General features: G+C 71.3%; 12 protein-coding genes and 2 tRNA genes. 8 read left to right on the top strand and 6 right to left on the bottom strand.

Going from position 1 to position 14,128, the window contains the following annotated elements:
• Nucleotides 1–6: 6 nt before the first annotated feature.
• Both ACIRRU_RS02475 and ACIRRU_RS02470 read right to left on the bottom strand, forming a co-directional pair.
• Entirely contained in the window at nt 7–585 is a 579-nt protein-coding gene (locus ACIRRU_RS02475; RefSeq protein ID WP_403675148.1) for an NUDIX hydrolase, read from the bottom strand.
• Nucleotides 582–2,057 carry a zinc-dependent metalloprotease gene (locus ACIRRU_RS02470; RefSeq protein ID WP_403675146.1) on the bottom strand — a complete coding sequence of 492 codons (1,476 nt, stop codon included), beginning with the start codon at nt 2,055–2,057 and terminating at the stop codon, nt 582–584. Before ACIRRU_RS02470 ends, ACIRRU_RS02475 begins: the two co-directional genes overlap by 4 nt.
• 190 nt (nt 2,058–2,247) lie before the next feature.
• On the opposite strand from ACIRRU_RS02470, the gene ACIRRU_RS02465 reads away from it, so the two are divergent.
• The 4 genes from ACIRRU_RS02465 (at nt 2,248) to ACIRRU_RS02450 (ending at nt 5,473) form a co-directional block, all read left to right on the top strand.
• On the top strand, nt 2,248–3,390 hold the full coding sequence (locus tag ACIRRU_RS02465) for an SDR family oxidoreductase (RefSeq protein ID WP_403675143.1): 1,143 nt from the start codon (nt 2,248–2,250) through the stop codon (nt 3,388–3,390).
• A 106-nt stretch (nt 3,391–3,496) separates the two neighbouring features.
• Nucleotides 3,497–3,958, top strand: coding sequence for a molybdenum cofactor biosynthesis protein MoaE (locus ACIRRU_RS02460; RefSeq protein WP_363200959.1), 462 nt, complete (start codon nt 3,497–3,499; stop codon nt 3,956–3,958).
• Nucleotides 3,959–4,084: 126 nt separating this feature from the next.
• Entirely contained in the window at nt 4,085–4,276 is a 192-nt protein-coding gene (locus ACIRRU_RS02455) for a hypothetical protein (RefSeq protein WP_363200958.1), read from the top strand.
• An 81-nt stretch (nt 4,277–4,357) separates the two neighbouring features.
• Entirely contained in the window at nt 4,358–5,473 is a 1,116-nt protein-coding gene (locus ACIRRU_RS02450) for a PDZ domain-containing protein (protein WP_403675139.1), read from the top strand.
• A 49-nt stretch (nt 5,474–5,522) separates the two neighbouring features.
• Here ACIRRU_RS02450 and ACIRRU_RS02445 read toward each other — a convergent pair whose 3' ends face one another.
• Nucleotides 5,523–6,092, bottom strand: a complete 570-nt coding sequence (locus ACIRRU_RS02445) for a PPA1309 family protein (RefSeq protein WP_403675137.1) — start codon at nt 6,090–6,092, stop codon at nt 5,523–5,525.
• A gap of 127 nt (nt 6,093–6,219) precedes the next feature.
• On the opposite strand from ACIRRU_RS02445, the gene ACIRRU_RS02440 reads away from it, so the two are divergent.
• The 4 genes from ACIRRU_RS02440 (at nt 6,220) to ACIRRU_RS02425 (ending at nt 11,912) form a co-directional block, all read left to right on the top strand.
• The gene (locus tag ACIRRU_RS02440) at nt 6,220–9,246 is read left to right on the top strand and encodes a UPF0182 family protein (protein WP_403675608.1); all 3,027 of its coding nucleotides are present in this window, start codon (nt 6,220–6,222) and stop codon (nt 9,244–9,246) included.
• A 42-nt stretch (nt 9,247–9,288) separates the two neighbouring features.
• Nucleotides 9,289–9,362, top strand: a tRNA-Met gene (locus ACIRRU_RS02435).
• A gap of 224 nt (nt 9,363–9,586) precedes the next feature.
• Nucleotides 9,587–11,710 (top strand): tetratricopeptide repeat protein, encoded by a 2,124-nt coding sequence (locus ACIRRU_RS02430; RefSeq protein ID WP_403675134.1) that lies wholly within the window; start codon nt 9,587–9,589, stop codon nt 11,708–11,710.
• A 128-nt stretch (nt 11,711–11,838) separates the two neighbouring features.
• A tRNA-Met gene (locus tag ACIRRU_RS02425) sits at nt 11,839–11,912 on the top strand.
• A 114-nt stretch (nt 11,913–12,026) separates the two neighbouring features.
• Here the strand turns inward: ACIRRU_RS02425 and ACIRRU_RS02420 are convergent.
• The 3 genes from ACIRRU_RS02420 to hisN form a co-directional block, all read right to left on the bottom strand.
• On the bottom strand, nt 12,027–12,446 hold the full coding sequence (locus ACIRRU_RS02420) for a Fur family transcriptional regulator (RefSeq protein ID WP_363200953.1): 420 nt from the start codon (nt 12,444–12,446) through the stop codon (nt 12,027–12,029).
• Between the two features lie 177 nt (nt 12,447–12,623).
• A complete protein-coding gene (locus tag ACIRRU_RS02415; RefSeq protein WP_403675131.1) occupies nt 12,624–13,025 on the bottom strand; it encodes a cyclic nucleotide-binding/CBS domain-containing protein in 402 nt (133 codons plus the stop codon).
• A gap of 256 nt (nt 13,026–13,281) precedes the next feature.
• A complete protein-coding gene (gene hisN, locus ACIRRU_RS02410) occupies nt 13,282–14,082 on the bottom strand; it encodes a histidinol-phosphatase (protein WP_363200951.1) in 801 nt (266 codons plus the stop codon).
• Nucleotides 14,083–14,128 lie beyond the last annotated feature (46 nt).

The following is a 14,128-nucleotide window of genomic DNA, read 5'->3' as shown; positions in this document are numbered from 1 at the left end:
GTCCGGTCACCGGCCCAGTCGGGTCCGGGTCGCCTCCAGCAGCCGGACGACGGAGGCATCGGCCACCGCAGGCACCTCGTCGTAGCCGAACCAGCGCAGCTCCAACGACTCCGCGCTGATCCGCTCCGCCGCACCGGCCGGCGCCAGCGCCGCGTACTGCACGTCCAGGTGCCAGTTGCAGGGGGCCGGAATGGGGTGGCGGTCCAGCCGGACCGGGCCGCCCGGCAGCAGGGAGAGCGCCGCCACGCCGGACTCCTCCGTGGCCTCACGGAGCGCCGCCGCCTCCAGGGTGGCGTCCCCGGGCTCGCAGTGCCCGCCCATCTGGAGCCACATCCGCAGCTTCCGGTGCAGGGTGAGCAGGACCCGGCCGTGCCCGGGGTCGACGACCAGGGCGCTGGCCGTGACGTGTCCGGCCGCGCAGGCCTTCCACATGCCGTTCTCGTGCCGGTCCAGGTGGTCCAGGTAGGCCTGACGCAGCTCCGCCTGACCGCCGTCGCCCCCGGTGCCGTCCCCGCCTCCGGGTCCTCCCGGGCCTTCGGCGGCGTACCCCTTCAGTACGAGGACGGCGTCGTCGTGCAGGCTCACCGGCCGGGGCCGCCCTTGCCGCCCTTGCCTTCCGCGCCGCCTTCGCCCTCGTCGCCCCTGTCCTCGCTCTCCGCCCCGGCGTCGGTGGTCTTCGGGGTGTCCTTGCCGGAGCCCTTCGCCGCCTCGCCGAGCATCTTGTCCAGCTCGGAGAAGTCCGCCTGCTCGCGGTGGACGAAACCGTCCGGGTCGTCCAGGTCGTGGGCGGTCGGCAGCATGTCCGGGTGCTCCCACAGCGCGTCCCGGCCCTCCAGGCCCCGGGCGTCCGTGAGCGAGGCCCACAGCCGCGAGGCGTCCCGCAGCCGCCGCGGCCGCAACTGGAGGCCGATGAGCGTGGCGAACGTCTGCTCGGCCGGACCACCGGAGGCCCGTCGCCTGCGCATCGTCTCGCGCAGCGCGTCGGCCGAGGTCAGCCGGGACTTCGCGGCCTCGTGGACCACCGCGTCCACCCAGCCCTCCACCAGCGCCAGGGCCGTCTCCAGCCGGGCCAGCGAGGCCTTCTGCTCCGGGGTGTCCTCCGGCTGGAACATGCCCTGCTGAAGGGCGTCCTGCAACTGCTCCGGCTGCGAGGGGTCGAACTGACCGACCACGTCCTCCAGCTTGCTGGTGTCGACCTTGATGCCCCGGGCGTACGCGTCGACGGCGCCGAACAGATGCGAGCGCAGCCACGGAACATGCGCGAAGAGCCGCTGGTGGGCGGCCTCACGCAGGGCGAGATACAGGCGGACCTCGTCCTGGGAGACGCTGAGGTCCTTGCCGAACCGCTCCACGTTCAGCGGGAGCAGCGCTGCCTTGCCCGCCGGGCCCAGCGGCAGCCCGATGTCCGTGGAACCCGTGACCTCCCCGGCCAGGACGCCCACGGCCTGCCCGATCTGCTGGCCGAACATGGCGCCGCCCATCGACCGCATCATGCCGAGCAGCGGGCCCGCCATGGCCTGCATCTCCTCGGGCAGCACATCGCCCATCGCCAGGCCCACCCGCTCGGCCACCGGGTCGACCAGCTGCCGCCAGGCCGGCAGGGTCGCCTCGACCCACTCCGCGCGGCTCCACGCCACGGTGGAGACCGAACCGGACGGCATCGACGTCACACCGTCCAGCCAGAGGTCCGCCAGCCGCAGCGCCTCGTCGACCGCCGTCCGCTCGGACGGGCCGACACTGGCGTCCTTCGTGCCGTCCGGCGTGCCCTGCGAGACCGTCTGGCGGGCGATCTGCTTGGCCATGTCCCAGTTCACGGGACCGCCCTCGTAGCTCAGCATCTGGCCGAGCTGCTGGAAGGCCGCACCGAGATCGTTCGGATTCATCGCACCGAACATCGCGGCGAACGGATTGTCGCCCCCTGCTCCCGCCCCGAATCCGAACGGGTTTCCCGTCCCGCCCGCGCTCTGCCCACCTTCGGTGGGGTCCTTCTTCTTGCCCTCGTCGCCGTTCTCCGGCTCCTCCGGCGGAAGGCCGAATCCGAATGGGGTGTCACTCACGGGTTTCCTCGGCTCGTAGGGCCGTCGGATCGAACCGACGGCGACTGCCCGACATCACCATCCAGCGTAGACACCACGCCCGCTTCGGGCCTCAGTGCTCCGCCGGCTCCCGGCCTGCGGCAGGATGGACGCCACCTGGTACGTACGCGTCATTGGCGTACGTACTGAAGACAACCGCTGGAGACGCCCGGTGAGTTCCCCAGATCCGCAGGTTCGCGCAGCGCGAAACCCGACCGACCCCTCGCCCGAAAGGACATCCGAAAAGAAACGGCCCCGCAGCCGGGGTCCCGTCGTCGCGGTCACCGGCGCCGCGACCGGCATCGGCGCGCTGCTGACCGCCCACCTCGCCGCGTCCGACGCGATCAGGCAGGTCATCGCGATCGACGAACGCCGGGGCGAGGTGTCCGAGGCGACCTGGCACATCCTGGACGTCCGCGATCCGGCCATCGCCGAGAAGCTGCGCGGCGCGGACGTCGTCGTGCACCTGGCGCTCGACCTCGACCTGGAGACCGACCCCGCCGCCCGCACCGCGTACAACGTCCGCGGCACCCAGACCGTCCTGACCGCCGCGGCCGCCGCCGGGGTCCACCGGGTCGTCCTGTGCACCTCCGCGATGGTCTACGGGGCGCTCGCCGACAACGACGTGCCGCTCTCCGAGGACGCCGAGCTGCGGGCCACCGCCGAGGCCACCGGGGTCGGCGACCTCCTGGAGATCGAACGCCTCGGCCGTCGCGCGCCCCGCGCCCACCCCGGACTCAACGTCACCGTGGTGCGCCCCGCCGTCCTGATCGGCGGCACCGACACCGCCCTGACCCGCTACTTCGAGTCCCCGCGCCTCCTGGTCGTCGCCGGATCGCGTCCCACCTGGCAGTTCTGCCACGTCGAGGACCTGGTGACGGCTCTGGAGTACGCGGCCCTGGAGAAGATCGACGGCGAGTTCGCGGTCGGCTGCGACGGCTGGCTGGAACAGGAGGAGGTCGAGGAACTGAGCGGTGTCCGCCGGATGGAGCTGCCGTCCGCCGTGGCGCTCGGAGCCGCTGCCCGGCTGCACCGCATCGGTCTCACCCCCTCTCCGGCCGGTGATCTCGCGTACACCATGCACCCCTGGGTGGTCAGCGTCAGCAGACTGCACGACGCGGGATGGCGGCCGAAGTGGACCAACGAGGAAGTCCTCGGGGCGCTCCTCGAGGAGGTCGAGGGACATCACACGCTCGCCGGACGCCGCCTCGGCCGCAAGGACGCCACCGCCGCCGGCGCCGCCGGTGCCACGGTCGCCCTGCTCGGCGCCGCCGCGGTGGTCCGCCGGGCCCGCAAGGCCCGCCGCCGCATCTGACCGGCCACCCCGCCGCGGGCCCCTGTAGGAGGCTCCAACCCCGCAACCCCGCCGCCGGGTGAACACGCAATTCCGGGATGCCGGTGGCGTACGGCACGATGGAGACATGGCACGCACCCACGACCACCCCGGGGAGCAGGCGGCTTCCGACCCCGTCAGGCTGCTCGCGATCCGGGAGACCCCGCTCTCCGTCGACGAGGTCTTCCGCGCCGTCGGGGACGACGCGGCCGGTGGCATCGCGCTCTTCGTCGGCACGGTGCGCAACCACGACGCCGGACAGGACGTCGGCGCCCTCGGCTATTCGTGTCATCCCTCCGCGGGGGACGAGCTGCGCCGGGTGGCCGAAAAGGTCGTCGCCGACTTCCCGGTCCGGGCCCTGGCGGCCGTCCACCGGGTGGGTGAACTGGAGGTGGGCGATCTGGCCGTGGTCGTGGCCGTCGCCTGCCCGCACCGAGCCGAGGCCTTCGCGGCCTGCCGCAAGCTCATCGACGACCTCAAGCGCGAGGTTCCGATCTGGAAGCACCAGCGTTTCTCCGACGGTACGGAGGAGTGGGTCGGAGCCTGCTGAGCGCAAACCGGACCGGGGTGCATCAGCCCCGATTTGCGTAACCGCACCCCTGCCGTGAGCGTTGGTCTTCCGGATCGTTAATCTGCTGATCGGTCATCCGGTCGCTCATGGGGTAGGGAGGTCGTGATGGGAGCACTCGCTTGGCTGCTGATTCCTCTCTTCGCTGCTGTCGGCGGTGCGATATGGGCGAGCTGGGCCGCTCGAAACCGCACGACCGGCGACGTCACCGAACTCGCCGGATACGCCAGGTTCCGTGACGCGATGGAGAAGTCGCACTCCGGTTCCGAGGCTCTCCAGGAACCGTCGAACGCCGCGTGAGGCTCCACCGCCGCGTACCGGTCTCCCCGTACGGACCGGCCCCGGCGGTGCGCTGAGGGGCCCTTCCCGTACTGTCGTTCCATGCCACGCCGCACCGCGACGATGCTCGCCTCCACTCTGGTCCTCATCGCGCTGCTCTGTGTCGGCGTGCTGATCAAAGTGCCGTACTCGGAGATGTCTCCCGGACCGACGGTCAACACCCTCGGTGAAGCGCGTGGCGAGCCCGTCCTCCAGATCAGCGGCCGCAAGACGTACCCGACGTCCGGGCACCTCAACATGACGACGGTCCGCGTCACCGGCGCCGAGTACCGGATGAACCTCGTGGAGGCCGTCTACGGCTGGATGGCCCACGACAGCGTGGTGGTGCCGCACGACACGATCTACCCGGACGGCAAGACCGAGGAGCAGTCCACCCAGGAGAACGCCGAGGAGTTCAGCCAGTCCCAGGAGAGCGCCAAGGTGGCCGCTCTGAAGGAGCTGAAGATCCCGGTGACCACGCAGGTCGTGGTCTCCACGGTGGTCAAGGACAGCCCCGCCCAGGACAAGCTGCACGCCGGCGACGTGATCAGGGCGGTGGACGGCAAGCCGGTCGAGGAGCCCGGTGACGTGGCGAAGCTGGTGACCGAGCACCGGGCCGGGGAGGACGTCGTCTTCACCATCGTCCCGGCCAAGGAGGCCGTGGCGGCCGAGAAGGCGGGGCGGACCCCCGAGGGCGAGGAGAAGGTCACCATCACCACCGTGAAGGCCCCCGCTCCCAAGGACGGCGCCGACAGCGGTCAGGAGGGGCGGGCGATCGTCGGGATCGCGGCCGGAACCGACCACGTCTTCCCCTTCGAGATCGACATCAAGCTGGCGGACGTCGGCGGACCGAGCGCCGGACTGATGTTCTCCCTGGGCATCATCGACAAGCTCACCCCGGGCGACCTGACGGGCGGCAAGTTCGTCGCGGGCACCGGCACCATCGACGACTCGGGCAAGGTCGGCCCGATCGGCGGCATCACCATGAAGCTGGTGGGCGCCCGGAGTGCCGGGGCCCGCTACTTCCTCACCCCCGACGACAACTGCGCCTCGGCGGCGGCCGACACCCCGGACGGGCTCACCCTGGTCCGGGTCAAGACCATCGAGGACGCCACGAAGTCGCTGGAGCAGATCCGCGCCGGGAAGACCGACGCCCTGCCGAGCTGCTCGGCGAGCTGACGGCCGCGCCGCCCGGCCCCCGTAGGGACGGACCCGGGCGGCGCACCGGTCAGGACTCGAACGTGGCCGCGAGCGCCTCGGCGAGACCGGGGACCAGGCCCGCTCCGGTCAGCACCTCGGTGGGCGAGTCCTTCTCCCGCAGGCGTACGGCGGACTCACGCGCCCCGTCCCGCAGAACGGCCACGGTCATCCGCACCTCCTGCCGGTCGGGGTGCTTGGCCACCCAGTCGGCGAGCTGCCGGTCGCCGAGCTTCTCCGGTACGGAGGCCTCGGCGGACGGCGGCAGCATCAGCCGCTCCACCGTCATGGCACAGCCGACCACGGCGTCGGGCCAGGCGATCGTCCCGAGGAACTCGTCCAGCGGGGTGCCCGGCGGCAGTTCGTCCTGCTCGATCGGGGTGAGCGCGGCGACGGAGGAACCGGGGGCGTCCAGGCCGAGCTGGGCGGCGAGAGCGGGCTCCTGGGAACGCAGCCGGTCGGTGTCGACCAGGCCGAACAGCCGGGCGGGCTGGTCCCAGCCGAGAGTGGAGGCGTAGGCGTCGATTTCGAGGACGGCGACGGTGAGCGGGCTCGCGGCCATCGGGGGTCCTGCGGGGGAAACGTTGGACATGGACAACATCCTGCCTGGTTCCACCCCGCTGACGGGAACTAGGTAAAGCTTCAGTAAGTTGCATAGGTGGGCTCTAGGATCGCTGGGCCTGTTCCACACGACCGCGAACTTCGAGGTGCGCACGTTGGCTTTCCAGATGCCGGACCGCGGCGGAGGCCCGACCGGGCCACGGATCAGAGTCGGCCGCCCGTCCCGGCGCGCCCGAACCCTGCTCATGACTCTGGGTGTCCTGGCGGTCATCGCCATGGCCTTCGTCATGTTCGCGGGGTTCTGGACGGACTGGCTCTGGTACAGGTCGGTCGCGTACTCATCCGTCTTCACCACCACTCTGTGGACCAAGATCGGGCTCTTCCTCGTCTTCGGACTGCTGATGGCGCTGGCCATCGGCGTGAACATCTGGCTCGCGCACCGGCTCAGGCCGCCGCTGAGCGCGATGTCCCTGGAGCAGCAGAGCCTGGACCGCTACCGCATGAGCGTCGCCCCCTTCAAGAAGTGGGTGCTGCTCGCGGTCACCGCGCTCGTCGGACTGATCGCCGGAGCATCCGCCTCGGGTCAGTGGCGCACGTGGCTGATGTATGTCAACGGCGTGCCGTTCGGCCAGAAGGACCCCCAGTTCCAGCTGGACGTCTCCTTCTACGCCTTCGACCTGCCGTGGTACCGCTTCATGCTGGGCTTCGGCTTCGCGGCGACCATCCTGTCGCTGATCGCCGCGGCCGCCACCCACTACCTCTACGGCGGGCTGCGGGTCACCAGCCCCGGCGCCCGCGCCACCGCGGCGGCCACCGGACACCTCTCGGTGCTGCTCGGCGTCTTCGTCTCGCTGAAGGCCGTGGCGTACTGGCTCGACCGGTACGGGCTCGCGGTGAAGTCCAGCGACTTCAAGGCGGCGGACAACTGGACGGGCCTGCGGTACGTCGACGCGAACGCCTATCTCCCGGCGAAGACCATCCTGTTCTGCATCGCGGCGATCTGCGCCGTGCTGTTCTTCGCGACGCTGTGGCGCCGCACCTGGCAGCTGCCGGTCATCGGCTTCGGTCTGATGGTGCTGTCGGCGATCCTCATCGGCGGGCTCTACCCGGCGATCGTGCAGAAGTTCCAGGTCCAGCCGAACGAGCAGGCCAAGGAAGCGCCGTTCATCCAGAAGAATATCGACGCGACACGCGATGCCTATGACATCGACGACGCCGAGATGGAGGACTACGACGGCCAGGCCACCACGGAGGACGGCGGCAAGCTCCGGACCGCCGCCAACGCGGCCGCCAGCTACCGCGTGATGGACCCCAACGTGGTCTCTCCCGCCTTCCAGCAGCTCCAGCAGCGGAGGAACTACTACCAGTTCCCCAGGACGCTCGACGTCGACCGCTACAAGGACAAGGACGGCAAGGAGCAGGACACCGTCATCGGTCTGCGTGAGCTGAACATCCAGGGCCTGCCCAAGCGGAACTGGATCAACGACCACTTCACGTACACCCACGGCTACGGGGCCATCGCCGCCCGCGGCACCACCACCGGCACCAACCCGACGGGGTCCCCGGACTTCACCGAGTCGGGTCTGCCGTCCACCGGTGAGTTCGGGAAGTACGAGCAGCGGATCTACTACGGCGAGAAGACCGAGCAGTACTCCATCGTCGGCGGGCCCCAGAAGGAGCTCGACTACGAGGAGGACGGCGAGAAGACCACCAGCTACGAGGGCGACAGCGGGGTCAGCCTCTCCAACACCTTCAACCGTGCCGCGTACGCCGTCTCGTTCAGCGAGCCGCAGATCATGTACTCGGGAGCCATCGGTGAGGGCTCGCGGATCCTGTACAACCGCACGCCCAAGGAGCGCGTCGAGGCGGTCGCCCCGTGGCTGACCATCGACGGCGACGCCTATCCGGCGGTCGTCGACGGCCGCATCCAGTGGATCGTCGACGCCTACACCACGACGAACGGCTACCCGTACGCGTCCCGGACGACGCTCGGCGACACCACGGCCGACTCGCTGACCACCAACCAGCGCGCGGTCGTCGCCCAGCAGAACCAGGTCAACTACATCCGCAACTCGGTGAAGGCCACCGTCGACGCCTACGACGGCAAGGTCAAGCTCTACGAGTGGGACACCAAGGACCCGGTCCTCAAGACCTGGCGCAAGGCGTTCCCGGGCACCGTGGAGGCCCGTTCGGAGATCCCGCGGGCCCTCCTGGACCACCTGCGCTATCCCCAGGACCTCTTCAAGGTCCAGCGTGAGCTGCTCACCCGCTACCACGTCGAGGACCCCGCGCAGTTCTACAGCGGTTCCGACGCGTGGCAGGTGCCGGACGACCCGACCAACAAGGAGCCGGGTTCCGTTCCGCCGTACTACCTGAGCATGAAGATGCCGGGTCAGAACGCGCAGGAGTTCTCCCTCACCACCACGTTCACCCCGAGGGGGCGCCCGAACCTCGGCGCCTTCATGGCGGTGAACGCGGACGCGGCCAGCGAGGACTACGGCACCATGAGACTCCTGCGGGTCACCTCCACGGTGAAGGGGCCCGGCCAGGTCCAGAGTGAGCTCAACGGCAACGACGACGTCGCCGAGTTCGTGAGAAACCTGAAGGGCACCGACTCGGACATCGAGTACGGCAACCTGCTGACGGTGCCTCTCGAAGGCGGCTTCCTCTACATCGAGCCCGTCTACACGCGCGGTGGCACGCAGAACTACCCGCTGCTGCGCAAGGTGGCCGCCTCGTACGGTTCGAAGATCGTCTTCGAGAACAGCCTGGGGGACGCGCTCAACGCGGTCTTCGGGGTCGACGGCGCATCGGACACGACACCGCCCGACCCCAGTAAGCCGGACGAGCCCACCGAGCCCCCGGCCACCGGTGAGGCGGCGCTCAAGAAGGCCATCGCGGACGCCCAGAAGGCGTACGAGGACGGTGAGACGGCGCTGAAGGAGCAGGACTGGCCCGCCTACGGCAAGGCCCAGGACGCGCTCCAGGAGGCCCTTCAGCGGGCCGCGGCGGCACAGCCCAAGGCCGGCGGTGAAGGCGACAAGGCCGACAGCGGCGCCAAACCGGACGCCGACAAGCCGGCCGACGCCGACAAGGCTGGCGGCGATCCCGGGCCGGAGAGTTCGGCCGAGCCCGCGAGCGCTGCCAGACAGGAGGCCCCCGACGGGCCGCCGGACGGTGGCCAGGGCAGCTGAGAATGGTCCACCCCGCGTCGTGATACGGTTTGAACACAACGACGCGGGGTGGAGCAGCTCGGTAGCTCGCTGGGCTCATAACCCAGAGGTCGCAGGTTCAAATCCTGTCCCCGCTACTCAAGACGAAGGCCCGGATCTCATGGAGGTCCGGGCCTTCGTCGTGTCGTCTCGCAACCATCTCGTGTCTTTCCCGGGTCACGGGCGTGAAGTGCGGTTCGCTGGGCAGCAGTTGGATCCAAGGGTGTTTGACTTGTCTCTCTGTGGGCAAGTCGACAAAACGCTGAAGTGACCTCACTGGCCGCGATATACCAGATGTACGCGGGTTACAGGTGGTGCGACGATGGTATTTATGGGGGACAGGGCAACTCTGTTGGAGACAGGGCGGTTTGTGCAACGGCGCAGCCAAGAGGCGGAAAACACGGCAGATGCGGCTTTCGCTGCCGCCATCGCCGGTGCGGCCGTGCCGGTCATCAGCACACCGGCGGCGGGCGAAGCCGCCGCCCGGGAGGCGAGCGCCCGCGCCGAGACCACCACGGACGCGGTCGACGCGGCGGACAGCGCCGAGACCGAAGTGCGCCACCGGCGGGCCGCCGAGGCGGGTGACACCGCGTCCATGAGCGTCCTCGGCGCGCTGCTGCTGCGACGGGGCGACCTGGACGGCGCCGAGAAGTACCTGCGTGCCGCCACCGCCGACGGTGACCGGGCCGCCGCGAACAACCTGGGCGTCCTGCTGCACCAGCGCGGCTACCCGGACGAGGCGGCGGGCTGGTGGCGGGTCGCCGCCGTGGCCGGGTCGGCGGCGGCCGCGCACGCTCTGGGGCGGCACTTCCGCGAGCGCGGCGACGAGCCCGGCGCCGAGTACTGGCTCCGCCAGTCCGCCGAGCAGGGCCACGCGCTGGGCGCCTACGCCCTGGCCGACCTCCTGGAGCACCGCAGCGACGTGGGCGCCGAGCGCTGGCTGCGCGCCGCCGCCGAGCAGGGACACCGTGAGGCCGCCTACCGACTGGCCCGCGCCCTGGAGCGGAACGCCGTGGAGGACCCGCAGGAGGCCTTCGGCCTGGGCCGGGGCGGCGGTTCCGCGCGGACCGGCACGGGCCTCCGGCTCCCCGGCGGCCCGGCCGTGCCGTCGGCCGATGTCCGGCGGGCGAACGTCGCGAACGCCACCGGCGCCGATGGGACGGCGAGCGGTAAGGACGGTGCGCACGCCAAGGGCGCGGCCGAGGGGGACAGCCCCGTGGCGGGGCCCGCCGTCGGCCGGGTCGGCGAGGCCGAGCAGTGGTACCGCCAGGCCGCCGCCCGCGGTCACCGGCGGGCAGCCCTGCACCTCGGCGCGATCCTGGAGCAGCGCGGCGAGTTGAAGGAGGCGGGCCGCTGGTACCTCACCTCGGCCAAGGACGGCGAGCCCCGGGCCGCCTGCGCCCTCGGCTTCCTGCTGCGCGACGCGGGCGACGAGGAGAGCGCGGCCGTGTGGTGGCTGCGGGCCGCTCAGGACGGCGACGGCAACGCGGCCAACGCCCTGGGCGCCCTGCACGCGGCGCGCGGCGAGCAGCAGACAGCAGAGCGGTGGTACCGCGCGGCCATGGACGCGGGCGACGTCAACGGGGCGTACAACCTCGGCCTGCTCTGCGCCGCCCAGGACCGCACCCCGCAGGCCGAGCAGTGGTACCGCCGTGCCGCATACGCGGGGCACCGCGAGGCCGCCAACGCGCTCGCGGTGCTCCTTCTCCAGGCCGGGGACCACACCGGGGCCGAGCCCTGGTTCTCCAAGGCTGCCGAGGCGGGCAGCGTGGACGCGGCGTTCAACCTCGGCATCCTGCACGCCGGGCGCGACGAGGACCGGACGGCGCTGGGCTGGTACCAGCGGGCGGCCGCAGCCGGGCACACCGACGCCGCCCTCCAGGTCGCGATGGCCCTGCTGCGCGACGGCGAGGACCGCGAGGCCGAGCGCCATCTGCGCTGCGCCGCGGGCGGCGGCAGCGCGGAGGCGGCGTTCCGGCTGGCCGGATTGCTCGACGCGCGCCAGCCGCCGCCGGGACCGCCCGCGCTCGGTGAGCCGATGCCGGAGAAGACCGAGTGCGAGGAGTGGTACGAGCGGGCCGCCCAGCAGGGGCACCGCCGGGCCCAGGTCCGGGTGGGCATGCTCGCCGCCGCCCGCGGCGACGTGGAGAACGCCGCCCACTGGTACCGGGAGGCCGCCGAGGCGGGCAGCCGTAACGGCGCCTTCAACCTGGGGCTGCTGCTCGCCCGTGAGGGCAGCGAGCGCGAGGCCGCCCTGTGGTGGACCCGCGCGGCCAACGCCGGACACGGCAGGGCCGCGCTGCGGCTGGCGCTGCTCTCCGCCCGCCGGGGCGAGCTGACCGAGGGGCAGCGCTGGTGCGCACGGGCCGTGGAGCTGGGCCCGGCCGAGGTGGCCGAGCGGGCGGGCCGGCTGCGCGAGGCGCTGCACCAGGAGCTGACCGCGTAAGCGGGCGGGAGGGCTGCCTGTCCCGCCCGCCAGTGGGCGCGCGGGACAGGCGGCGGGCCCTCGCCTCCGGGGCCCGGCTGAATGAATTTGCGCCTCTCGACCTGCTGACGTAATGTTGCATTCACCGACGCGGGGTGGAGCAGCTCGGTAGCTCGCTGGGCTCATAACCCAGAGGTCGCAGGTTCAAATCCTGTCCCCGCTACTGAACACGAAGGCCCGGATCTCATCGAGATCCGGGCCTTCGTTGTGTCTTGTGCACGGGTGGGCCGGAGAAGCGCGGCCCACCCGGCCGGCGGCAGTGCTTTGACGGGCCCGCTCAGGCCGTCGCGGCGCAGTTCGGGCATATGCCCCGGTACGTCACCTCGACGCCCGAGACCGTGAAGCCGTAGCGCTCGTCCGTCGGCAGGTCCGCGAGCGGGTTGCCCGCGGGGTGGACGTCCCGGATCGCGCCGCACTGCGCGCAGACCAGGTGGTGGTGCGGGCGGTGCGCGTTCGGGTCGTAGCGCTTGGCCCGCCGGTCGGTGGAGACCTCCAGCACCTCGCCGAGGGACACCATCTCGCCGAGGGTGTTGTAGACGGTGGCGCGCGAGATCTCGGGCAGCCTGGAAACAGCCCTCGCGTGGACCTCGTCCGCCGTCAGGTGCACGTGGTCCCCGTCGAGGACCTCGGCCACGACACGCCGCTGCGCCGTCATGCGCCAGCCGCGTCCACGAAGTCGTTCCAGCAGGTCGCTCATGAAGCCCAGCCTAACAGTGGGGGTCGGGAATCCCGATCGAGTGTGGCTTTAGATGCTTGCTCACCTTGGATCTTGTCCATGGTGGACGCGCGCCCCTCGGTCGGTGACGGGCCCCTCGGTCGGGGGTGAGGTGCTGGGGCGGGGCGGGGCCGGTCGTCCGGCCGGGGCGTGTGCGGCTCAGCCCGCGGTGGCGACCGTCCGGCGACGGGTGGGGGCCCAGCAGCGGATGATGTCGCGCACCGACACGATCCCCACCGGTCCGTCGCCGTCGAGCACGATCAGGTGCCGGAATCCTCCGTGGGTCATGGCCTCGGCGGCCTCCTCCAGGGTCCAGGCCGGGGCGGCGAACACCACGTCGGTGGTGGTGTGGGAGGACGCGGTCTCCCGGTCGGGGTCCTGGCCGGACCCGACCGCGTTGAGGATGTCGCGCTCGGTGATGATCCCGAGCCCGCAGGTGTCCGGGTCGTGCACGACGGCTGCTCCGATGCGCCGGGCCGACATCAGCCGGGCCGCATGGCGGAGGGTGTGGGTGGGGCCGATGGTGAGGACCACTGTGCTCATGGCGTCACGGACGAGCATGGGACGAGCCACCTCCTCGGGGAGTCGACTCTGTGAGTCGATTCACAAGTTCACAAGTGGGGGGACTCTCAGAGTTGCATCCCGGACGCGGACCGACAAGGGGTGGACGGGGCCTGGGCCGACATGGGTGGACGGGCGCGGGCCGGGGGAGTGCGCGAGCGCGGTCCGGTCCCACCCGCGCGGGGGGTGGGCGTACGTTGCCCCCGCCCTGCCGCCCGGCGCGCGGTCGCGGACACCCGTCGACCTGGTGGAGGGGTCAGTAGCGCTGGTTCAGGTAGCCCAGCAGTTCGTCGTGGAGCGGGCCGTTCGAGGCCGCCGCGTTTCCGCCGTCCACGCCGTCCGTCCCGTCCAGCGAGCTGAACCGGCCGCCCGCCTCCTGGACGATGATCGCGTTCGCCGCCATGTCCCAGAGCGACAGCTCCGGCTCGGCGCAGATGTCCACGGAGCCCTCCGCGACCATCATGTACGGCCAGAAGTCCCCGTACCCCCGCGTCCGCCAGCAGGCGCGGGTCAGATCCAGGAGTCCGTCGAGGCGGCCCTGGGCCTCCCAGCCGGCCAGCGAGGAGAACGCGAACGAGGCGTCCGCGATGCTCCCCACCTTCGACACCTGGAGCCGGGTGGCCGAGGTGAGGCTGCGGCCGGAGAACGCGCCCGCGCCCTTCGCCGCCCACCAGCGCCGGTTCAGCGCGGGCGCGGAGACCACGCCGACCACCGGCTGGAAACCCTCGTCGCCCGCCTCCATGAGGGAGATCAGCGTCGCCCACACCGGCACGCCGCGTACGTAGTTCTTGGTGCCGTCGATCGGGTCGATCACCCAGCGGCGCGGCCCGGTGCCCTCGATTCCGAACTCCTCGCCCAGGATCGCGTCCCGTGGGCGGGCCCGGTGCAGATGGCCGCGGATCAGCTCCTCGGCGGCCTTGTCGGCCTCGGTCACCGGCGTCATGTCCGGCTTGTTCTCCACCTTCAGGTCGAGAGCCTTGAAACGGTCCATCGTCACCGCGTCGGCGGCGTCGGCCAGGACATGGGCGAGACGCAGATCATCGTGGTAATCGGGCATGCCGTCACAGTATCCAGCGCCACACCGCGCGGGCTACCAGGCCCTG

The sequence above is a fragment of the Streptomyces sp. NPDC101181 genome, assembly GCF_044767975.1.
Taxonomy (GTDB): domain Bacteria; phylum Actinomycetota; class Actinomycetes; order Streptomycetales; family Streptomycetaceae; genus Streptomyces.
Note: the sequence above shows the minus strand (reverse complement) of the source record. Positions and strands in the feature narration are given on the sequence as shown.

Coding starts and splice junctions, on each gene's coding strand:
- ACIRRU_RS02460 (WP_363200959.1), top strand. CDS start 3,497: ATGGCACGCACCCACGACCACCCCGGGGAGCAGGCGGCTTCCGACCCC.
- ACIRRU_RS02455 (WP_363200958.1), top strand. CDS start 4,085: ATGGGAGCACTCGCTTGGCTGCTGATTCCTCTCTTCGCTGCTGTCGGC.
- ACIRRU_RS02450 (WP_403675139.1), top strand. CDS start 4,358: ATGCCACGCCGCACCGCGACGATGCTCGCCTCCACTCTGGTCCTCATC.
- ACIRRU_RS02445 (WP_403675137.1), bottom strand. CDS start 6,092: ATGTTGTCCATGTCCAACGTTTCCCCCGCAGGACCCCCGATGGCCGCG.
- ACIRRU_RS02440 (WP_403675608.1), top strand. CDS start 6,220: ATGCCGGACCGCGGCGGAGGCCCGACCGGGCCACGGATCAGAGTCGGC.
- ACIRRU_RS02430 (WP_403675134.1), top strand. CDS start 9,587: ATGGTATTTATGGGGGACAGGGCAACTCTGTTGGAGACAGGGCGGTTT.
- ACIRRU_RS02420 (WP_363200953.1), bottom strand. CDS start 12,446: ATGAGCGACCTGCTGGAACGACTTCGTGGACGCGGCTGGCGCATGACG.
- ACIRRU_RS02415 (WP_403675131.1), bottom strand. CDS start 13,025: ATGCTCGTCCGTGACGCCATGAGCACAGTGGTCCTCACCATCGGCCCC.
- hisN (WP_363200951.1), bottom strand. CDS start 14,082: ATGCCCGATTACCACGATGATCTGCGTCTCGCCCATGTCCTGGCCGAC.